An 18,798-nucleotide genomic window follows, 5' to 3' on the forward strand; every position below is an offset into this window, starting at 1 on the left:
CGGAGCGTAGCCAGGAGCAGCACCTGAGTATGGGAAAAGCGGGACACGCGCGTTCCGCAGCGGTGCCGGGGGGAGAACGTCCATGAGTGTCATCCGACCGACGACCGTAGAGGTCGAGACGTCGCTAAGGCTCGTCGCGCCTGACGCCACCGCCTTGCCGGTGCGTGCCAGTCTGCGTTACGACCCTGCTGACCCGTACGCGGTCCATGTCCTGTTCCATGCCGAGTCGGCCGGCGGCGAGGCGGTGAGCTGGTCGTTCGCACGCGAACTGCTGGTCACCGGGCTCGACGAGCCGGCCGGCATCGGTGATGTGCGGGTCTGGCCGTGGGCCACCCCGCGCGGCGACTTCGTCGCGCTGGCGTTGTCGTCACCGGACGGCAACGCCCTGTTCGAGGTGCCGCGCAGCGTGCTGGTGCGCTTCCTGCGCCGGACCTACGTCGTCGTCCCGCGCGGCCGGGAGGCCGAGCACCTGGACGTCGACACCGCGGTGAACCGGCTGCTCGCCGGTCGCTGACCACGGCGAAACCCGGGGCCGCGCGGATCTGCCGAGTCCGCGCGGCCCCGGGCCGTCTCGCCCGGGGTACGCGGTCAGCCGCGCGTGGTGATCCCACCGTCGACCGGGATGACCGCTCCGGTCAGGTACGCGCCGGCGCGTGACGCGAGGTAGATCGCGGTGCCGGCCATGTCGTCGGGGCGGCCGATGCGGCCCAGCGGCACCTGCTGCTCGATGGCGGCGCGCGACTCCGGGTCGTCGAGTGCGAACGCCATCATTTTGCTCTCGAACGGCCCGGGCGCGATCGCGTTGACGGTGATCGCCTCGCCGGCGAGCTGGTGGGCGAGACCGCGGGTGAGCATGTGCACGGCGGCCTTGGTGGCGGAGTAGGCGTACACCTCCATCCACGGCACCCGGATGCCGTCGATCGAGCCGATGTTGATCACGCGGGCCGGGTCGTCGGGGCCGGCGGCGGCGCGCAGCGCCGGCAGCAGCGCGGTGGTGAGCCGGAACACGGCCTTGACGTTGACGGCCCAGAGCTTGTCGAACGCGCTCTCCGGGTACTCCTCCAGCGGCGCGCCCCAGGTGGCGCCCGCGTTGTTGACCAGCACGTGGAGCCGGTCGTGGCGCTGCCGGACGGCTTCGGCCAGCGCCAGCGCGCCGGCGTCGCTGCCGAGGTCCGCCGGAATGGCTTCGCAGTGCCCCTCGGCGGAGAGTTCCTGGGCCACCGCCTCGCACACGTCGGCCTTGCGCGAGGAGATGATCACTCGGGCGCCGGCCCGCACGAAACCGCGCGCGATCATCAGCCCGATCCCCCGCGAGCCGCCGGTGACCAGGACCGTCTTGCCGTCGACCGAGAACAGATCCGTCATGCCCATCCCATCGCCGTCGCCGCCGGGCCGGTCGCCCGACCCCGGCCTTACCGATCGGTAACCTAACCGTCCGTGGTGCACCCCGACAAGGGTGTCCGGGCGGGGTGGAACCGTCGAGATGCAACGTGCGGCCGGGCCGGTTACCGTCGGGATGATGGTCACTACCGGTCAGCCCTCCCCGGCCACCCGCATCGGCCTCTCGGACGCCCGCCTCGACACCGACGAGATCGTCACCGGCGCGCTCGACGACCTCACCGCCGGACCCGGCTGGCACCGGCCGATCCTGCTCGACCGCGATCTGCTGATCCTGGTCACCCACGGCCACGGCACCGCCGAGCTGGACTTCCGGGCCGTGCCCTGCCGCCCGGGCACGCTGCTGCACGCCCGCCCCGGCCAGGCGCTGCGCTGCCTCGGCCAGCAGCTCGACGCCACGGTGGTGAGCTGGGGGCCGGACGCGCTGCGCGGCCTCGACGTCGACCCGGACGCGGTGCCCACCCACCGCCAGCTCGCCGGTGAGGACGCCGACGCGGTGATCACCGAGGTGTCCCAGCTGGCGGTGGACGCCGACCGGCACGCGCTGGTGCCCGCCGCCACGGCGTTGCTGCGTCACCAGCTCGCCGTGTTGCTGCTGCGGCTGAGCCTGCTGCCGTGCGGCGAGAAGGGGCGGCCGGCGCCGGGGACCGAGGCGGTGACGTTCCGGCGGCTGTGCCGCGAGGTGGAACGCGGCTACCGGCACACCCGCCGGGTGGAGGACTACGCCGCCCAGCTCGGCTGCTCCGTGCGTACCCTGACCCGGGCCTGCCTGGCGGTGACCGGCCGCAGCGCCAAGCAGGTCATCGACGAGCGGGTGGCGTTGCAGGCGTGCCGGCTGCTGGCCGCCACCGACGACCCGATCGCCCGGATCGGCCGGCAGCTCGGTTTTCCCGAGCCCACCAACTTCGGCCGCTTCTTCACCCGGGAGGTCGGGGTGAGTCCGGGGGCGTTCCGGGCCGCCCGGGAGCAGCCGCTGCCCGTCCGTCTGGTGCGTCCGCGCCCGCCCGCCGACTCCCCCGCGCCGCCCGGCCGGGCATGATGGCAGTGTGCAGATCTCCGCGCGCGGCGACTACGCGGTCCGGGCAGCCCTGAGCCTGGCCACCGCGTACCCCACCCTGCTGTCCACCCAGGCCATCGCGGCGGAGCAGGACATGCCCCGCAAGTTTCTCGAAGCGGTCCTGGCCGATCTGCGCCGGTCCGGGATCGTCCGGGCCCAGCGCGGCGCCGAGGGCGGTTACACGCTGTCCCGGCCACCGCGCGACGTCACCATCGGGCAGGTGTTGCGCGCCGTCGACGGTCCGCTCGCCGGGGTACGCGGGCTGCGTCCCGAGGAGACCCGCTACGAGGGCGCGGCGGAGAACCTGCCCCGGCTCTGGGTGGCGGTGCGCGCCTCGGTGCGGCGGGTGGTCGACGAGGTGAGCCTGGAGGAGCTGGTCAGCGGCCGGTTGCCGGCGCACGTGCGCAAGCTGACCACCCAGCCGGACGCGTGGGAGCCGCGCTGATCACAGGGTGGTGACGACCTCCTCGTACGGCAGCCGGGGCAGCCGTTCCCGCCAGGCGTCCGGGGCCGGGCGGCCGATGTTCATCAGCAGCAGCACCCGGTGCCGCCCGTCGGGGAAGAACTCGCGTTCCACGCCGGGCGCGTCGAACCCGGCCATCGGGCCGGCGGCCAGCCCGGCGGCGCGGACCCCGAGCACCAGGTAGCCGATCTGGAGCGCGGCGTTGAACCGGGCCTGCGCCTCCCGGCCGGCCGGGTCGCCGGTGAACCAGTCCCGCGCGCCGGGGCGGTGCGGGAACAGCTCGGGCAGCCGGTCGTGCCAGTCCACGTCGGCGGCGAGCACCGCGGTCAGCGGCGCGCCGGCCGTCTTCTCCCGGTTGCCGGCGCTGACGTACGGCAGCAGCCGCGCCCGGGCCTGCGGCGAGCGCAGCAGCAGCACCCGCAGCGGTTGCGCGTTCATCGCGGTCGGGCCGTACCGGACCAGGTCGTGCACGGCCCGGACCTGCGCGTCGTCGACCGGTTCGGCGGTGAACGCGGTGGCCGTGCGGGCCGCCCGGAACAGCAGGTCCTGGGCGGCCCGGTCGAGCGCGAGCAGCTCGTCGGCGGGCGCGGTCACCACGAGTCGGACCAGTCCTCGATCGTGGTGGTGTAGCGGCCCCGGTGGTGCAGCAGCGGGTCGCCGTCCTCGCCGGCGCCGAGCGCCAGCGGCTCCCCGAGCACGATGGTGTGGTCGCCGGCGGCGATCCGGCGGACCACCCGGCACAGCAGCACGGCCAGCGCGTCGCCGATCAGCGGCACCCCGAACGGGCCGGTGGTCCAGCCGGGGTGGGCGGTGAACCGGTCGATGCCGCTGGTGGCGAAGATCTGCGCGATCTCCTGCTGGCCGGAGGCGAGCAGGTGCACGGCCACGTGCTCGGCGTGCGCGACGGTCGGCCAGCTCGACGACGCGCGACCGAGGCAGACCGAGACCAGCGGCGGGTCCAGCGACACCGAGGTGAACGAGGTGGCGGTGAAGCCGGCCGGCGGCAGCGTCGGCAGGAGCCGGTCACCGCGCAGGCCGGGCGTGGTGACCACGGTGACCGTGGACGCCTGCCGGCGCAGCAGGCCACGGAACGAGTCGACGTCGACCGGGCGCAGCTCGACGGTGCCGGTGCTCGGCCCGTCCACGGTGGTCACGACGCCACCAGCTCTCGGGCGGCGTGGACGCCGGCCGGCCGGGGCAGGCCGTAGTGCTCGCGCAGGGTGCGCCCGGTGTACTCGGACCGGAACAGCCCGCGCCGGCGCAGCAGGGGTACGACGTGGTCCACGAAGGCCTCCAGTCCGTGGGGTAGCAGCGGTGGCATGACGTTGAAGCCGTCGGCGGCGCCCTGGGTGAACCAGAGCGCGATCTGGTCGGCGATCTGCTCGGGCGTGCCGACCACGACGCGGTGCCCGCGCCCGCCGCCGAGCCGGCCGATGAGCTGCCGGAGGGTGAGCCGTTCCCGCCGGGCCAGGTCGACGACGAGCTGGTAGCGGCTCTGGTGCGACTGCACGGTGGTGGCGTCCGGCAGGTCGGGCAGGGGCCCGTCCAGCGGTCGGCCGGTCAGGTCCAGCCCGGTCATGCCGGAGAGCTGGGCGAGCGCGTGTTCGGGCACGATCAGCGCCTCCAGTTCGTCGGCGAGGGCACGGGCCTCCTGTTCGGTACCCCCGATGACCGGTGCGATACCGGGTAGCACCTTGACCAGTTCCGGGTCACGGCCGGCGTCGGCGGTGGCCCGCTTGAGCGCGGCGTAGAACGCCTGGCCGTCGGCGAGCGTCTGCTGGGCGGTGAAGACGGCCTCGGCGTAGCGGGCGGCGAACGCGATGCCGTCGGCGGACGAGCCGGCCTGCACCAGCAGCGGGCGACCCTGCGGCGGTCGGGGCGTGTTGAGCGGCCCGGCCACCCGGAACCGCTCGCCGGTGTGCGCGATCTCGTGCACCCGGTCGGTGTCGGCGAAGACACCACCGGCGGTGTCGAGCACCAGCGCGTCGTCCTCCCAGCTGTCCCAGAGCTTGATCGCCACGTCGACGTGTTCGGCGGCGCGGCGGTACCGGTCGGCGTGCGCGGGGTGGTCGTCCAGGTTGAAGTTGCGCGCCTCGCGGGCCTGGGCGGAGGTGACGATGTTCCAGCCGGCCCGGCCGCCGCTGAGGTGGTCGAGCGAGGCGAACGCGCGGGCCAGGTTGAACGGTTCGGTGTAGGTGGTCGAGGCGGTGGCGATCAGGCCGATGCGCTCGGTGACGGTGGCCAGCGCGGCGAGCAGCGTGAGCGGCTCGAAGACGGCCTGGATGTTGTGCCGGACGGCCGGACCGACGGCCAGCCCGTCGGCGAGGAAGACCGAGTCGAGGGTGCCCCGCTCGGCGATGCGGGCCAGCTCCTGGAAGTGCCGCACGTCGGCGAGGCGGCCGGGGTCGGTGCGTGGGTGCCGCCAGGCGGCCTCGTGGTGGCCGACGCCCATCAGGAAGGCGTTCAGGTGCAGGGTGCGGGTCATGGCGGTTCCTCTCAGGCGGTGGTGACGTCGACGCGCCAGGTGGAGAAGCGACGTTCCCCGGCGACGAGGAGCTGGTTGACCACCAGCCCGATGGCGGAGATGGTGATGATCCCGGCGTACATGTCGGGGATCGCGAAGTTGTACTGCGCGTAGTTGACGAGGTAGCCGAGCCCGGCCTTCGCGCCGACCATCTCGGCGGCGACCAGCACCAGGATCGAGTAGGCACCGGCCAGCCGGACGCCGGTGAAGATGGTCGGCACGGACGCCGGCAGGATCACCTTCTGGAACAGCCGCAGGTGGTCCAGGCCCATCGAGCGGGCCGAGCGCACCAGCAGCGGGTCGACGCCCTTCACGCCGGCGATGGTGTTCAGCAGGATCGGCCAGGAGCAGGCGTAGACCACCAGCGCGATCTTGGAGGTCTCGCCGAGGCCGAGGATGAGCACGAAGACCGGCAGCAGCGCCAGCGCGGCGGTGTTGCGGAACACCTCCAGCAGCGGGCTGAGCAGGTCCGCGAGGGGCCGGTACCAGCCGATCAGCAGGCCGAGCGGGATGGCGGTGACCACCGCCAGCGCCAACCCGGTCAGCGAGCGGGTCAGGCTGGCGCCGACGTGCTCGGCGAGCTGCCCGCTGCGCAGCAGCTCCCACCAGGCGACGAGCACCTCGGACAGCGGGGGCAGGAAGACCCGGTCGACCAGGCCGGTGCGGGGCACGGTCTCCCAGATCGCGGCCAGCGCCAGCAGCGCGACGCTGCGGTGCAGGGCCCGGCCGCCGAGCGCGAGCAGCCGGCCGGGACGGCGGGGTGCGACGGCCGGGGCGGGCGGGGCCGCCGGGCGGGCCGGAGGTGCGGCGACGTCAACCAACGCGGGCCTCCTCGCGGACGGCGGACTGCGCGGCGCGTACCTCGTCGCGCAGCAGCGTCCAGATCTGGTGCCGGTGGTGCCGGAACGCGTCGGTGGAGCGGACGTCCTCCTCCGCCTCCCGGTCGCCCAGCTCGATGTCGATGACCTGCTTGATCCGGCCGGGGCGGGACGTCATCACGGCGACCCGTCCGCCCAGGTGCACGGCCTCGTCGATGCCGTGCGTGATGAACACGATGGTCTTGCCGGTGGCCTGCCAGATCCGGACCAGCTCGTCCTGGAGCGAGTCGCGGGTCTGCGCGTCGAGCGCGGCGAACGGCTCGTCCATGAGCAGCACGTCCGGGTCGTACGCGAGGCTGCGGGCGATGGCGACGCGTTGCTTCATGCCGCCGGACAGCTCGTGCGGGTAACGGTCGGCGAAGCCGGTGAGGCCGACCAGTTCCAGGTGGTGGGCGACGCGTTCGGCGCGTTCGGCGCGGGGCAGGCCCTTGGCCTCCAGGCCGAACGCGACGTTGCCGGCGGCGGTGCGCCAGGGCAGCAGCGCGTACTGCTGGAAGACGATGCCCCGGTCCAGGCCGGGACCGGTGACCGGCCGGCCGTCGACGAGCACCTGCCCCGCGGTCGGGGTGGTCAGCCCGCCGAGCAGGTCGAGCAGGGTCGACTTGCCGCAGCCGCTGGGGCCGACGACGACGAGGAACTCGCCGGGGCGTACGCCGAGGGTGAGGTCGTCGAGCGCGGTGACCGCGCCGCCGCCGGCACGCCGGCCCGGGAAGACCTTGCGCACCCGGTCGAAGCGGATCTTGTCGGTGCTCACGCGCCACCGCCCGGGTTGGCGAACGCGTTGAACCGGTTGGTGTAGAGGTCGCCCGGCTTCGGCCGGGCGCCCTTGAGTTCGCCGGCGTCGGCCAGCCAGTCGATCCAGGTGGCGAACTCCCGGTCGGTGATGACGCCGCCGGTCTCGGCCACGCCGCTGGACTTCCAGTAGTCGACCAGGGTGGCGTCCTCGTTGCGGCCCCGCTTGCCGATGATCTCCTTGAGTCGGGCCACCACGGTCGCCCGGGGCTGGGTGCGCGCCCACTCGATGGCCTTGCCCACACCGGTGACGAACGCGCGGACGGTGTCCGGGTTGCGGGCGATGAAGTCGTCGCGGAAGACGTAGCTGCCGGCGCTGAACGCCCCGAGCAGCTCGAAGTCGGTGAACACGGTGCGGATGCCGCCGGCCGCGACCGCCTTGTCGCGGATCACACCGCCGAGCACCGCGACGTCGATCTGCTTGGCGCGCAGCGACTGTTCGGTGTTGACCGGCGGCAGCGCGACAAGTTCGACGCGGCCGATCTCGTCGGCGGTCAGACCGCCCCTGGCGAGCCAGGTCCGCAGCACGGCCTCGGCGTGCGCGCCGAGCGTGTTCATGCCGACCCGCTTGCCGATCAGGTCGCGCGGGCCGCGGATCGGGCTGTCGTCGCGCACGTAGTAGCCCTGGAAGGTCTGTGCGTCGGAGCCGTAGTAGCTGACCACGGCCGTGATCGGCGCGTTGGCGGTCTGGAGCTTGACGATCGCGCCGTTGAACGCGCCGCCGAAGTCGCTCTGGCCGGTGGCGGTGGCCTGGATGTCGGCCGGGCCGCCGGTGACGTTGCCGATCCAGGTGAGCGTCACGTCGCCGAGGTAGCCGAGGTCGGCGGCGAGTTCGGGGAGCGTCACCTGACCGACCGAGCCCTGGTAGCGCAGTTCGGTGGTCTGGCTGCCGGTGGCGGCGGCGCGGGCGCCGCAGCCGGTGGCGGCGGTGAGGGCGAGCAGGGCGACGGCGGCGGCGAGGGCACGCCGGGGTGAGCTGGTCGAGGGCATGGCGGTGTCTCCTGATCTGTCCACGATGCGGTGGAGGGGGCCCACGTGGGGGCGGAGCGCACGCCGTGCCGCGCCGGGCCACGATGCGCCGGCGACGGGAACGGACGGGCGGAGAGGGGGGAACGACGAGCGCTTGGCTCAACAGAGCGCGCTCGCGTGCCGGACCAGGTCGACGTGCACGCGAGCGGTGAGGAGAAGCTCGTCCCGCTGCGACATGCCCTCATGCTGCCGACCGTCGTCCCCGCCGGTCAACGCTCTTCCAGTCAGTGAGACTTTCATTGCTGGCTTTGTTACAACCCGCCTCCACCAGCATTTACCACCCCTTAACACCTACCCGTTGGATAGAGATTGTGCCGGGCGCGACGCCCACCGTCCAGACCGGACCGCACCGGGTTTCGCGTTTCGTCGATCCGGGCATGTTCCCCTCGCAGAAGCAGGGAGATCGAAGGAGGCACCCCCGATGGGCGTCCAGTTCCGCAAGCGCAAGAAGTACGGGCCACTGATCCTCCACTTCACCCAGAACGGGTTCTCCTCGTGGAGCATCAAGATCGGCCGTTGGTCCTGGAACTCGAACACCCGCGCCCACCGCGTGGACCTTCCGGGGCCGCTGTCCTGGAAGCAGGACAAGGCCTGATCCCCGGGCGACGAACTCCGGTGCCGACGGTCCGTCGGCACCGGAGTTCGTCGCCCGGTCCGGTGTTCCGCCGACGCGACCGGGTCCAGGGCGCACAATCGCGACATGGTGGACCTGACCCCGCGGCGGATGCGGCGGCGGGCCGTGGCGGCCTCCGCGCTGATGCTGACCGGCTACTTCCTGGTCCCGGTCGAGGCGGATCCGAACGGGCTGCGGCTGGCCCTGCGCTCCGTCGCCACGGTGCTGCTGGTGGCGGCGGTCGCGTTCCTGGTGACCGGCCAGGTCCGGCGTCAGCTCACCCGCGACCAGCCGACCGGCGACGCGGAGGACCGCGCGCTCACCCGCCTCGCCATCGCGTTGATCGCCGGGCTGCTGGTCTTCGCGCTGGCCGACTACGTGGTGGCGAACACCCGCCCCGGTGAGTTCGTCGGGTTGCGCACCCGGATCGACGCGCTCTACTTCGCGCTGGCCACGCTCACCACGATCGGCTACGGCGACGTGCACGCACAGGGGCAGATCGCCCGGGTGGCGGTCTGCGCGCAGATGGTGTTCAGCATCGGCGTGGTCGCCACCGGCGCGTCGGTGGTGGTCAGGCAGATGACCCAGCGGTCCTCACGGCGCTGATCACCACGTCCCCACCGAGCCGGCCGGGCTCCGGGTCGCGGGTCACCGCGCCGCCGGCGAGCAGCGAGGCGAGCGCCCGGTTGGCGTCGGCGGTCCGGTAGACAGTGGCGGTGGCCGCGAACCGGCGCAGCTCGGTCACCGTACGGGGGCCGGAGCGGGCCAGCTCGGCCAACAGCTCACGGCGCAGCGGGCCCGCCTCCGGGTCGAGCGTGACGTCGAGCAGCGGTCCCGCCGGGTCGGCCGGGTCGCGGTAACGCACACCGGCGAACCCGTCGACCGCCCAGAGCGCGTCCTTCACCGTCTCCAGGCCGCGGTCGGAACCGGTGGCGTAGCCGAGCAGCCGGGCCGGCCCGTCCTCCGGCACCAGCTCCACCTCGGTGACCAACGGGAAACCGGCCCCGGTCAACGCCGGCCGCAGCGACCGGCCGGGCGCGGTCACCAGCAGCAGCTCGGCCGGGCGGCCGGCGGCCACGGCGGCCAGCAGGGCCGGGTCGGGCTCGCCGCCGTCGACCACGGCCAGCAGCGGCGCGCCGGCCGCGCCGGCCGCCTTGAGCGCCACCGGCAGCCGGTCCGGCCGGCCGGGCACCAGGTGCACGGCCACGTCCGCCGGGAGGGCGGCCTCGGCGGCGCCGAGCCGTGCCGGCAGCTCCGCGTCGCCCTCGGCCAGCACCAGCACGGTCAGCCGCCGCCCGCGCAGCCGGTCGGCGAACTCGGCCACCACGCGCAGCGCCGCCTCCGCGCCGCCGGCGTCTCCCCCGGCGTACGCCAGGGCGAGCGTGGCCCGCCGCGCCCGGTGCAGCGCCGCGGGGAGCCAGTGGTCGAGCTGGCGGACGAGCAGCTCGCGCAGGACGGCGTCGGTCGACATGGTGCCGTTTCTACCGCACCCGACCGGGCGGCCGGCCGGGAACCCCGGTCAGGCCGGGACGGAGACGCCCACGCCGCCGCGGGTCTGGCCGCCGTAGCGTTGCCGTTCCCGGTCGAGGTCGAGCCGACCGATCCGCTTGCGGGCGGTGAGCGCGGCGTCGTCCAGCAGGTTCGCCGGGACGATCCAGACGATCTCGAACTCCAGCCCGTCGGGGTCGCGGCCGTAGAGGCTCTTGGTGGTGCCGTGGTCGGACGCGCCGGCCAGCGCGTCGGCGGCGGCCAGCCGCTCGGCGGTGGCGGCCAGCTCGTCGAGCGTGTCCAGCTCCCAGGCGAGGTGGTAGAGGCCGACGGTGCCCCGGCCGGCCTGGGACGCCCCGGCCGCCGCGCCGATCTCGAACAGCCCGAGGTCGTGGTCGTTGGTGGAGTCGGGCGCCTGGAGGAAGGCGGCGCCGCGGAAGCCGTCCGGCGTCATCGGGACCCGGCGGAAGCCCAGCACGTCGCGGTAGAAGGCGACGCTGCGCTCCAGGTCACTGACGTAGAGGACGGCGTGGTTGAGCCGGTGGATTCCCATGCCCTCGACGGTACCGCGTTTTGATTGAGCGTTCAACCATTGGCGCTATGATGGGCGTCATGACCCGGTGGCTGGACCCCGACGAGCAGCGGACCTGGCGGGCCTTCCTCGCCGCCTCCCGCGCGCTGATGGACACGCTCGACCGCGAGCTGCAACGCGACGCCGGCATGCCGCACGCGTACTACGAGATCCTGGTCCGGCTCTCCGAGGCCCCCGACCGGCGGCTGCGGATGAGCGAGCTGGCCGATGCCACCGGCTCCTCGCGCAGCCGGCTCTCGCACGCCGCCGCCCGGCTGGAGGCCGCCGGTTGGATCCGCCGGGAGGACTGCCCCACCGACCGGCGCGGCCAGCTCGCCGTGCTCACCGACGACGGCTTCGCCACGCTGGGCGCCGCCGCGCCCGGGCACGTCGAGGGGGTACGCCGGCACCTGTTCGACGCGCTCAGCCCGGCCCAGGTCGACCAGCTCCGCCGGATCAGCGAGACGCTCGCCGACCACTTGACCCAATCGGCACCAAACTGATCCACTCCGGGGGTTGTACTTACCGTCGCCGGATGAGCACGATGGGGCGTGTCCTCCGGCTTCGCTGACCTGACCGTCCAGGCGCACCAACTGGTGTCCGAAGGCGACCTCACCGGTGCGCAACGGCTGCTCGCCGACGCGCTCAGCGACGCCGACCCGCGCCCCGGCAACGCCTCCCCCGAGCTGGCCGAGGCGGCCGGCCTCCAGGCGCGACTGCTCGTCGCGCTCGGCGAACCGCACTCCGCGCGCGGCTGGGCCGCGTTCGCGTACGCGGCGGCCACCCGCCTGTTCGGCCGCTCCGACGAACGCACCGTCACCGCCGCCGCGACGCTGGCCGCGGTGCTGCACCGGGTCGGCAGCGACGCCCGCGCCGCCCGGCTCTACTCCGACGTCATCATCGAGCTGACCGCCCGCGACGGGCCCGAGTCGCAGCGGGTGCTGGCCGCGCACGCCGACCTGGCCACGGTGGAATACGCACGCGGTCAGTGCGAGGTGGCCCGCGACCGCCTCGCCGACGCGTGGGAGCTGCACCGCGAGGTCTACGGCGACGACCACCCCAGCGGCATCAAGATGCTGGCCAAGCTCGGCGCCATGGAACGCGACTGCGGCCGGTACGCCGAGGCGCACGAGCACCTGGCGCTCGCCGAGGACCTGTGCCGCCAGCACCTGGCCGTGGACGACCCGCTCGCCGTCCAGGTGGCCGGCCTGGCCCGGGCCGCCGCCGACCCCGACCATGTCTGCGCCGCGCCCGAGCCACCCGCGCCACGGACGCCGGTGGTGCCCGCCGCCCGGGTCGCCCCACCCGTCGAGGGTCCACCCGACCTGCCGCCCTACACGCCGCCCGCGCTCGACGAGCCGGTGCAGACGCCGCTCTACCACCCGCCGGGCCGGGCCACCGACGCCGGGCACGTGCCCACGCCCCGCACCCCGCCCGAGGCCGACGGCGAGCCGTTCGACGACTACCCGTGGCCGCCGGAGCATGAGCAGCCCTGGCGACCCGACGGGCCCGCGGAGCAGCGCTGGCAGCCGGCCGACCAGCCCTGGCCGCCGGACGAGCCGGCCGACCCCCGACGGGCCGGCGGGTCGGCCGAGCAGCCCTGGCCGCCGGGCGAGGACGCGTTGCCGCCCACCGTGGTCGGGCTCGCCGACGACGCGCCGCCCGGCGTACGCCGGGTGCCGCCGCCCCCGGCCCCCGAGTCGCCGTCGCGCTACCTGCCGGTGCACGTGCCCCGGCCCCCCGCCACGCCCCGGCGCGAACGGCCCTGGCTGCCGCTGGCGGTGCTCGGCGTGGTGGTGGCGCTGCTGCTCGGCACCATCGCGGTGATCGCCGGCGTGTCGCGGGTGGGCGGTGGCCACGACACCCCGGCCGCCCCGTCGGGCGGACCGCCGACGAGCGGACCGCCGCCGACCTCCGCGCGCCCGACCGCAAGTGCCCGGCCGGCCGCCTCCCCGGGCACCCCACCGGGCCGGTTCGCGCTCACCGACCGACGCGACAGCATCGTGCTGAGCTGGACGTACCCGGCCGGCGCGGAAGGGCCGGTGGTGGTCGCCGGGGGCCGCGCCGGCCAGCCGCAGCACACGTTCGCGACACTGCCCGCCGGCTCGGGCGACTACATCGCCTACGGGCTCGACCGCACCACCGACTACTGCTTCACCGTGGCGCTGGTCTGGTCCACCGACACGGTCGCCCGCGCCGCCCCGGTCTGCACGAAGCGACGCCGCTGACTGTCACTCCGGGTCCGGCTCGACCAGCGTGGGCAGCCGTACCGTCGCCCGCAGCCCCGGCACGGCGGCGCCCGGCGTCGCGTCCGTTAGCTCCACCGTGCCGCCGGCCCGGCGCACCAGCTCCCGCACGATGGCCAGGCCGAGGCCCGCGCCGCCGGCGTCCCGGGCCCGCGCGTCGTCCAGCCGGGTGAAACGGGCGAACACCCGCTCCCGGTCCGCCGCCGGGATGCCCGGCCCGTCGTCGGTCACCGTGACCAGGTGGTACGCGCCCTCCGGGCCGGTGACCGCCAGCCGCACCTCGGCGTGCGCGTGCCGCAGCGCGTTCTCCACCAGGTTGACCAGCACCCGGCGCAGCTCCCCCGGATCCCCCTCGGTCCACCACGCCCCGGCCGGCACCGCCAGCCGCACCGGCGGCGACGGGTAGCGGGCCGCCACGCCGCGCAGCAGCTCACCCAGTTCCACCGGACCCACCGCCGCCGGCCGCGCGGGGTGCGCCTCGGCCTCGTCGAGGCGGGCCAGCAGCAGCAGGTCGTCGACCAGACGGCTCAGCCGCTCGGTGTCGGCGAGCAGGTCGTCGGCGACCGCCGGCCAGTCGGTGTCGTCACCGAGACGCCGGGCCACCTCCAGCTCGGTCCGCATGTTCGTCAACGGGCTGCGCAGCTCGTGCGCGGCGTCGGCCACGAACGCCCGCTGCCGGTCCCGGGACGCGGCCAGCCGGTCCAGCATGTCGTTGAGCGTGACCGCGAGGCGGTGGATCTCGTCCTGCCCGGCCGGCACCGGCAGCCGTTCCGCCCCGGCCCGCCCGGTGATCTCGGCGGCGCCGCTGCGCAGCTCCTCCACCGGGCGCAGCGTCGCGCCCACCACCCGCCAGGCCACCACCGCCAGGCCCGCCACCAGCAGCGGGAAGCCGACCAGCAGCAGGTTGCGCACCACGTGCAGGCTGTGCCGCACGTCGGAGAGCGACTTGGCCACCAGCACCGTGCGCGGCTCCGCCGGCGTACCGGCCGGCACCGTGACCACCCGGACCGGCCCGGACAGGCCGACCCGCTGGCCGTCCACCACCAGCCGCTGCCGCTGGCCGGGCCGCAACCGGTCCGGGCCGAGCATCGGCACCAGCCGGTCCGCGTCGATCGAGGCGGCCCGGATCCGGCCCTGCCCGTCCACCACCTGTACGCGCAACTGCCCGCCGGCCACCGGCAGCGGGTCCGGCAGCGCGTCCTCGGCGGTGAGCAACGCGACCGCGTCGGCGGTCCGTAGCGCCTCCGCGTCGACCGAGCGTTGCAGCGTCCAGCCGAGCGCGCCGAGCAGCAGCGCCCCGCCGAGCGCGAACCCGAGCACCAGGCCGAGCACGCCCAACGCGAGCAGCCGGGCCCGCAGGCCGGGGCTCCGCAGCCGACGGATCATGTGGCCAACCGGTAACCGGCGCCGCGGACCGTCTCCAGCCGCTCCCGGCCGATCTTGCGACGCAGGTAGCCGACGTAGACCTCCACCGCGTTCGGGGCGGTGTCCACCGAGGCGTCCCAGACGTGGTCCAGCAGCTCGGTCTTGGACACCACCTCGCCGGGACGGCGCATCAGGTAGTCGAGCAGCGCGTACTCACGGCTGGTCAGCGCCACCTCGACGTCGGCCCGGGTGACCCGCCGCCGGGCCGGGTCCAGCCGCAGGTCGCCGACCGTGAGCACGGCCGGCCGGCGGGGCGCGCCCCGGCGCAGCAGCGCCCGCAGCCGGGCCAGCAGCACCACGTACGAGAAGGGCTTGGTGAGGTAGTCGTCGGCGCCGCAGTCCAGGCCGTCGGCCTGGTCGTACTCGCCGTCCTTGGCGGACAGCATCAACACCGGCAACCAGCGCTGCTCGGCCCGCAACCGGCGCACCACCTCGTAGCCGGAGAGGCCGGGCAGCATCACGTCCAGGATCATCGCGTCGTAGTCGCCGTGCCGGGCCGCGTCCAGCCCGGCCGGGCCGGTGGCCGCCACGTCCACCACGAAGCCCTCCGCGGACAGGCCCCGCCGCAGCGCCGCGGCGAGCCGCGTCTCGTCCTCCACCACCAGCAACCGCACCGGTCCAGGGTGCCACCACCGGGTCACCCGTAGGGGATCTCCTCAGCGTGGTCACAGCGACGATCCCGCAGCATGGGGCGCAGGAGGTGCACACTTATGTCCGTGATGAAGAACCGCGCCGTGCTGCGCTGGCTGGTCCCGGTGACCGCGGGGGTCGCCGTGATCGGGGGCGGCGCCGCCGTCGGCACGTTCGCCGCCGGCGCCGACCCCGCCCTGCCGCCGCGCAGCGCCGCCCAACTGCTCGACGACCTGCGTACGTCCCGCCTGGACGGGCTCTCCGGCACCGTCGTGCAGCGCGCCGACCTCGGCCTGCCGCCGATCGCCGCGCTCGCCGGCCGGGCCACCGGCAACGAACTGGCCGGCCTGGTCAGCGGCACGCACACGCTGCGCGTCTGGTACGGCGGCGAGGACCGGCAGCGGATCGCCCTGGTCGACACGCTCGGCGAGCAGGACGTGCTGCGCAACGGCCGCGACGTCTGGACCTGGCGCAGCCGGGAGAACACCGCCGTCCACCGCCGGCTGCCCGCCGACGGCAAGGCCCTGCCGTCCGCGCCGGCCACCCCGGCCGACGCCGCCCAGCAGGCGCTGGCCGCGATCGACCCGACCACCGCGGTGACCGTCGGCCGGTCCGCCACCGTGGCCGGGCGGGACGCGTACGAGCTGGTGCTCACGCCGCGCGACACGGCGTCGCTGGTGCACCAGGTCCGGATCGCGCTGGACGCGAAGGAGCACGTGCCGCTGCGCTTCGAGGTGCTCGCCGACGGTCAGGACGAGCCGGCGTTCGAGGTGGCGTTCACCCAGGTCGACTTCCGCACGCCGGACGCCGACCAGTTCCACTTCAACCCGCCGCCCGGTGTGAAGGTCACCGAGGAGACGGCCGGCGCGCGCCCCGGCCCGGCCGGCAAGGCGCCCGACAAGTCGCCGGGCAGGCGGCCCGGCGGGGCGGAGCGGCCGGACGTGCGTACCGTCGGCACCGGCTGGACCACGGTGGTGGTCGCCAAGCTCGGCGACCCGGCCACGCTCGACGGCGCGGCCAAGGCCGGCGGCGCGAAGGCCGGCGCGGACGCGCCGGACGCCGACATGCTGGCAAAGGTGCTCGGTGACCTGCCGAAGGTCAGCGGCGACTGGGGCAGCGGCCGGCTGCTCAGCGGCAAGCTGTTCAGCGTGCTGCTGACCGACGACGGTCGGGTGGTGGCCGGTCTGGTCACACCGGAGCGGCTCTACCAGGCCGCGAAGGGCTGATCGAACGTCGGGCCCCGAGCCGTGTCCGGGCTTGGTCGAATGGCGGGCGACGCGCTATCTTTCTCAGTTCAGACACAGAAAAGGAATGGCTTTTGAATGCCATTCCTGCGGCAATTTTAGTCAATGAGGAGCCCGCTTGTCAACGCACTCCGACGTGTCGGGTGAGCTGCACCAGGACGACGAGATCGGTCGCGAGCAGGAGTACGTCTCGATGCTCTACGACCGGCTGGACGGGCTGCGCGAGCAGGCCGCCCGCCGGCTCGACGAGGAGCTGCGCCTGACCGGCGGCACCCAGCAGGCCCGCTCGCAGCGCGACTCCACCGTGGCGATGTACGCCGACCAGGTCGAGCAGTACTCGGCCGTCGAGTCCGGCCTCTGCTTCGGCCGCCTCGACGGTGACGACGACGCCGCCCGCTACATCGGCCGGATCGGCATCTTCGACACGTCGGGCGAGTACGACCCGCTGCTGATGGACTGGCGTGCCCCGGCCGCCCGCCCGTTCTACCTGGCCACCGCCGCCAACCCGCAGGGCGTACGCCGACGTCGGCACCTGCGCACCCGCGACCGCAAGGTCACCGGGCTCAACGACGAGGTGCTGGACATCACCGCCGCCTCCCCCACCGCGCACGAGGAGGTCACCGGCGAGGCGTCGCTGCTCGCCGCGCTCAACGCCGGACGCACCGGCCGGATGCGCGACATCGTCGAGACGATCCAGGTCGAGCAGGACCGCATCATCCGCGCCGACCTGCCCGGCGTCATGGTGGTGCAGGGCGGGCCCGGCACCGGCAAGACCGCTGTCGCGTTGCACCGGGCCGCGTACCTGCTCTACACCCACCGCCAGCAGCTCTCCACCCGCGGCGTGCTGCTGGTCGGCCCGAACGCCACGTTCCTGCGCTACATCTCCCAGGTGCTGCCGGCGCTGGCCGAGACCGGCGTGCTGCTGCGTACCCAGGCCGACCTGTTCCCGGGCGTGCACGCCCGACGGGCCGAGCCGGCGACCACCGCAGCGCTGAAGGGTCGCGCGGTGCTGACCGAGGTGCTCGCCGGCGCGGTCCGGGACCGGCAGTGGGTGCCGGCCGAGCCGATCACCGTCGAGCTGCCCCAGCGGGAGGTGCTCACGCTCGACCCGGAGACGGTCCGCCAGGCCCGCGACCGCGTCCGGCGCACCGGCCGCCCGCACAACCTGGCCCGCGCGCTGTTCGACATCGAGATCGTGCACGCGCTCGCCGACCAGGTGGCCGAGCGGATCGGCGCCGACCCGCTCGGCGGGGAAAACCTGCTCTCCGAGGCCGACCGGGCGGAGATCCGCCGTGAGCTGCGCGAGGAACCGGAGATCGTGGCCGCGCTCGACGAGCTGTGGCCGGTGCTCACCCCGCAGCGCCTGCTCGCCGACCTGTTAGCGTCGCCGGAGCGGATCGCCACCGCCGCGCCGATGCTCACCGACGCCGAGCGGGCCGCCCTGCACCGGGAGCCCGGCGGCTGGACACCGGCCGACGTGCCGCTGCTCGACGAGGCCGCCGAGCTGCTCGGCGAGGACGAACGCGCCGCCGCCGCCCGCCGGGACCGGATCCGCGCGATGGAACGCGAGTACGCCGAGGGTGTGCTGGAGATCTGGCGTGGCTCCCGCTCGATCGACGTGGAGGACGAGGCCGACGGCGGCGAGATCCTCGGCGTGACCGACCTGATCGACGCCGCCCGGCTCTCCGAACGGCAGGAGGAGTCCGACCGGCTCACCACCGCCCAGCGCGCCGCCGCGGACCGGACCTGGGCGTTCGGGCACGTCATCGTGGACGAGGCCCAGGAACTCTCGCCGATGGCCTGGCGGCTGCTGATGCGCCGCTGCCCGAGCCGTTCGATGACGATCGTCGGGGACGTGGCGCAGACCGGCGCGCTGGCCGGCACGCCGTCCTGGGGCGCGGCGCTCGCCCCGTACGTGGCGGACCGGTGGCGTCTGGAGGAGCTGACCGTCAGCTACCGCACCCCGGCCGAGATCATGGCGGTCGCCGCCGACGTGCTCGCCGAAATCGACCCGGCGCTGCGTCCACCCCGCTCGGTACGCGCCACCGGCGTACCGCCGTGGGACCGGACCGTGCCGGCGGACCGGCTGGCCGCCGAGCTGGTCGACGCGTGCGCCCGCGAGGCGACCGGGCTGGCGGACGGCCGGCTCGGCGTGATCGTGCCGGCCGGGCGGGTGGCCGACCTGGGCGCGGCGGTGGTGGCGGCGCTGCCCGAGGCGGCCGTCGGCGAGCAGCCGGAACTGGCGAACCGGGTGGTGGTGCTCACCACCGAGCAGGCCAAGGGCCTGGAGTTCGACTCGGTGCTGGTGGTGGACCCGGACCGGATCGTCGCCGAGTCCCCCCGCGGCCACAGCGACCTCTACGTCGCCCTCACCCGCGCCACCCAGCGCCTCGGCATCCTCCGGACGTAAGGAGGGGCCCCTTCTCAACGCTTCCGGTAG

At 74.5% G+C, this 18,798-nt stretch carries 21 protein-coding genes; 9 read left to right on the plus strand and 12 right to left on the minus strand.

Annotation, left to right across the window (positions count from 1 at the left end):
* The first annotated feature begins 82 nt into the window (after positions 1 to 82).
* Complete coding sequence (locus VKK44_RS19640) at positions 83 to 514, plus strand: SsgA family sporulation/cell division regulator (protein ID WP_007457244.1); 432 nt, start codon at positions 83 to 85, stop codon at positions 512 to 514.
* 74 nt (positions 515 to 588) lie between these two features.
* Here the strand turns inward: VKK44_RS19640 and VKK44_RS19645 are convergent, their stop codons facing one another.
* Positions 589 to 1,365: a glucose 1-dehydrogenase gene (locus VKK44_RS19645; RefSeq protein WP_343442621.1), complete on the minus strand. Its 777-nt coding sequence runs from the start codon at positions 1,363 to 1,365 to the stop codon at positions 589 to 591.
* A 154-nt stretch (positions 1,366 to 1,519) separates the two neighbouring features.
* Here VKK44_RS19645 and VKK44_RS19650 point away from each other — a divergent pair, with 154 nt between their 5' ends.
* Complete coding sequence (locus VKK44_RS19650) at positions 1,520 to 2,437, plus strand: helix-turn-helix transcriptional regulator (protein WP_458351546.1); 918 nt, start codon at positions 1,520 to 1,522, stop codon at positions 2,435 to 2,437.
* A gap of 7 nt (positions 2,438 to 2,444) precedes the next feature.
* Complete coding sequence (locus VKK44_RS19655) at positions 2,445 to 2,900, plus strand: RrF2 family transcriptional regulator (protein WP_343442623.1); 456 nt, start codon at positions 2,445 to 2,447, stop codon at positions 2,898 to 2,900.
* Here VKK44_RS19655 and VKK44_RS19660 read toward each other — a convergent pair whose 3' ends face one another.
* The 7 genes from VKK44_RS19660 to VKK44_RS31030 all read right to left on the minus strand — a co-directional run bounded on the left by VKK44_RS19660 (position 2,901) and on the right by VKK44_RS31030 (position 8,381).
* Positions 2,901 to 3,515, minus strand: a complete 615-nt coding sequence (locus VKK44_RS19660; RefSeq protein WP_343442624.1) for a malonic semialdehyde reductase — start codon at positions 3,513 to 3,515, stop codon at positions 2,901 to 2,903.
* On the minus strand, positions 3,509 to 4,072 hold the full coding sequence (locus tag VKK44_RS19665; protein ID WP_343442625.1) for a flavin reductase family protein: 564 nt from the start codon (positions 4,070 to 4,072) through the stop codon (positions 3,509 to 3,511). The genes VKK44_RS19660 and VKK44_RS19665 overlap by 7 nt, the downstream gene beginning before the upstream one ends.
* The gene (locus VKK44_RS19670) at positions 4,069 to 5,403 is read right to left on the minus strand and encodes an LLM class flavin-dependent oxidoreductase (RefSeq protein ID WP_343442626.1); all 1,335 of its coding nucleotides are present in this window, start codon (positions 5,401 to 5,403) and stop codon (positions 4,069 to 4,071) included. The genes VKK44_RS19665 and VKK44_RS19670 overlap by 4 nt, the downstream gene beginning before the upstream one ends.
* An 11-nt stretch (positions 5,404 to 5,414) precedes the next feature.
* Positions 5,415 to 6,263 carry an ABC transporter permease gene (locus tag VKK44_RS19675; protein ID WP_343442627.1) on the minus strand — a complete coding sequence of 283 codons (849 nt, stop codon included), beginning with the start codon at positions 6,261 to 6,263 and terminating at the stop codon, positions 5,415 to 5,417.
* Positions 6,256 to 7,074 carry an ABC transporter ATP-binding protein gene (locus tag VKK44_RS19680; protein WP_343442628.1) on the minus strand — a complete coding sequence of 273 codons (819 nt, stop codon included), beginning with the start codon at positions 7,072 to 7,074 and terminating at the stop codon, positions 6,256 to 6,258. Before VKK44_RS19680 ends, VKK44_RS19675 begins: the two co-directional genes overlap by 8 nt.
* On the minus strand, positions 7,071 to 8,102 hold the full coding sequence (locus VKK44_RS19685) for an ABC transporter substrate-binding protein (RefSeq protein ID WP_343442629.1): 1,032 nt from the start codon (positions 8,100 to 8,102) through the stop codon (positions 7,071 to 7,073). Before VKK44_RS19685 ends, VKK44_RS19680 begins: the two co-directional genes overlap by 4 nt.
* 138 nt (positions 8,103 to 8,240) lie before the next feature.
* Entirely contained in the window at positions 8,241 to 8,381 is a 141-nt protein-coding gene (locus VKK44_RS31030) for a putative leader peptide (protein WP_458351547.1), read from the minus strand.
* Between the two features lie 181 nt (positions 8,382 to 8,562).
* On the opposite strand from VKK44_RS31030, the gene VKK44_RS19690 reads away from it, so the two are divergent.
* Positions 8,563 to 8,736: a DUF4236 domain-containing protein gene (locus VKK44_RS19690; protein WP_064498970.1), complete on the plus strand. Its 174-nt coding sequence runs from the start codon at positions 8,563 to 8,565 to the stop codon at positions 8,734 to 8,736.
* A gap of 105 nt (positions 8,737 to 8,841) precedes the next feature.
* Complete coding sequence (locus VKK44_RS19695; protein WP_343442630.1) at positions 8,842 to 9,360, plus strand: potassium channel family protein; 519 nt, start codon at positions 8,842 to 8,844, stop codon at positions 9,358 to 9,360.
* Here VKK44_RS19695 and VKK44_RS19700 read toward each other — a convergent pair.
* Together VKK44_RS19700 and VKK44_RS19705 are read right to left on the minus strand one after the other, a co-directional pair.
* Entirely contained in the window at positions 9,326 to 10,225 is a 900-nt protein-coding gene (locus tag VKK44_RS19700) for a hypothetical protein (RefSeq protein WP_343442631.1), read from the minus strand. The two genes, VKK44_RS19695 and VKK44_RS19700, sit on opposite strands and share 35 nt — an antisense overlap.
* Positions 10,226 to 10,273: 48 nt before the next feature.
* Positions 10,274 to 10,795 (minus strand): VOC family protein, encoded by a 522-nt coding sequence (locus VKK44_RS19705; RefSeq protein ID WP_343442632.1) that lies wholly within the window; start codon positions 10,793 to 10,795, stop codon positions 10,274 to 10,276.
* Between the two features lie 50 nt (positions 10,796 to 10,845).
* Between VKK44_RS19705 and VKK44_RS19710 the strand changes: the two genes are divergently transcribed.
* Both VKK44_RS19710 and VKK44_RS19715 read left to right on the plus strand, forming a co-directional pair.
* Positions 10,846 to 11,316, plus strand: a complete 471-nt coding sequence (locus VKK44_RS19710; RefSeq protein ID WP_343447822.1) for a MarR family winged helix-turn-helix transcriptional regulator — start codon at positions 10,846 to 10,848, stop codon at positions 11,314 to 11,316.
* Between the two features lie 48 nt (positions 11,317 to 11,364).
* Positions 11,365 to 13,041 carry a tetratricopeptide repeat protein gene (locus VKK44_RS19715; protein ID WP_343442633.1) on the plus strand — a complete coding sequence of 559 codons (1,677 nt, stop codon included), beginning with the start codon at positions 11,365 to 11,367 and terminating at the stop codon, positions 13,039 to 13,041.
* A 3-nt stretch (positions 13,042 to 13,044) separates the two neighbouring features.
* Here the strand turns inward: VKK44_RS19715 and VKK44_RS19720 are convergent, their stop codons facing one another.
* Together VKK44_RS19720 and VKK44_RS19725 are read right to left on the minus strand one after the other, a co-directional pair.
* On the minus strand, positions 13,045 to 14,445 hold the full coding sequence (locus VKK44_RS19720) for a sensor histidine kinase (RefSeq protein ID WP_343442634.1): 1,401 nt from the start codon (positions 14,443 to 14,445) through the stop codon (positions 13,045 to 13,047).
* A complete protein-coding gene (locus VKK44_RS19725; RefSeq protein WP_343442635.1) occupies positions 14,442 to 15,098 on the minus strand; it encodes a response regulator transcription factor in 657 nt (218 codons plus the stop codon). The genes VKK44_RS19720 and VKK44_RS19725 overlap by 4 nt, the downstream gene beginning before the upstream one ends.
* Positions 15,099 to 15,194: 96 nt before the next feature.
* Between VKK44_RS19725 and VKK44_RS19730 the strand changes: the two genes are divergently transcribed.
* On the plus strand, positions 15,195 to 16,340 hold the full coding sequence (locus tag VKK44_RS19730) for a LolA family protein (protein ID WP_343442636.1): 1,146 nt from the start codon (positions 15,195 to 15,197) through the stop codon (positions 16,338 to 16,340).
* Positions 16,341 to 16,551: 211 nt separating this feature from the next.
* The gene (locus VKK44_RS19735) at positions 16,552 to 18,768 is read left to right on the plus strand and encodes a HelD family protein (protein ID WP_343447823.1); all 2,217 of its coding nucleotides are present in this window, start codon (positions 16,552 to 16,554) and stop codon (positions 18,766 to 18,768) included.
* Positions 18,769 to 18,798: the final 30 nt, after the last annotated feature.

Origin of the sequence: Micromonospora sp. DSM 45708, assembly GCF_039566955.1 — a bacterium.
Classification (GTDB): Bacteria; Actinomycetota; Actinomycetes; order Mycobacteriales; family Micromonosporaceae; genus Micromonospora.

Excerpts from the sequence above, each read along its gene's own strand:
- VKK44_RS19645 (WP_343442621.1), bottom strand. The coding sequence starts at position 1,365 with ATGACGGATCTGTTCTCGGTCGACGGCAAGACGGTCCTGGTCACCGGC.
- VKK44_RS19735 (WP_343447823.1), top strand. The coding sequence starts at position 16,552 with ATGCTCTACGACCGGCTGGACGGGCTGCGCGAGCAGGCCGCCCGCCGG.
- VKK44_RS19640 (WP_007457244.1), top strand. The coding sequence starts at position 83 with ATGAGTGTCATCCGACCGACGACCGTAGAGGTCGAGACGTCGCTAAGG.
- VKK44_RS19695 (WP_343442630.1), top strand. The coding sequence starts at position 8,842 with ATGGTGGACCTGACCCCGCGGCGGATGCGGCGGCGGGCCGTGGCGGCC.
- VKK44_RS19710 (WP_343447822.1), top strand. The coding sequence starts at position 10,846 with ATGGGCGTCATGACCCGGTGGCTGGACCCCGACGAGCAGCGGACCTGG.
- VKK44_RS19690 (WP_064498970.1), top strand. The coding sequence starts at position 8,563 with ATGGGCGTCCAGTTCCGCAAGCGCAAGAAGTACGGGCCACTGATCCTC.
- VKK44_RS31030 (WP_458351547.1), bottom strand. The coding sequence starts at position 8,381 with ATGAAAGTCTCACTGACTGGAAGAGCGTTGACCGGCGGGGACGACGGT.
- VKK44_RS19670 (WP_343442626.1), bottom strand. The coding sequence starts at position 5,403 with ATGACCCGCACCCTGCACCTGAACGCCTTCCTGATGGGCGTCGGCCAC.
- VKK44_RS19700 (WP_343442631.1), bottom strand. The coding sequence starts at position 10,225 with ATGTCGACCGACGCCGTCCTGCGCGAGCTGCTCGTCCGCCAGCTCGAC.
- VKK44_RS19705 (WP_343442632.1), bottom strand. The coding sequence starts at position 10,795 with ATGGGAATCCACCGGCTCAACCACGCCGTCCTCTACGTCAGTGACCTG.
- VKK44_RS19730 (WP_343442636.1), top strand. The coding sequence starts at position 15,195 with ATGTCCGTGATGAAGAACCGCGCCGTGCTGCGCTGGCTGGTCCCGGTG.
- VKK44_RS19650 (WP_458351546.1), top strand. The coding sequence starts at position 1,520 with ATGGTCACTACCGGTCAGCCCTCCCCGGCCACCCGCATCGGCCTCTCG.
- VKK44_RS19720 (WP_343442634.1), bottom strand. The coding sequence starts at position 14,445 with ATGATCCGTCGGCTGCGGAGCCCCGGCCTGCGGGCCCGGCTGCTCGCG.
- VKK44_RS19685 (WP_343442629.1), bottom strand. The coding sequence starts at position 8,102 with ATGCCCTCGACCAGCTCACCCCGGCGTGCCCTCGCCGCCGCCGTCGCC.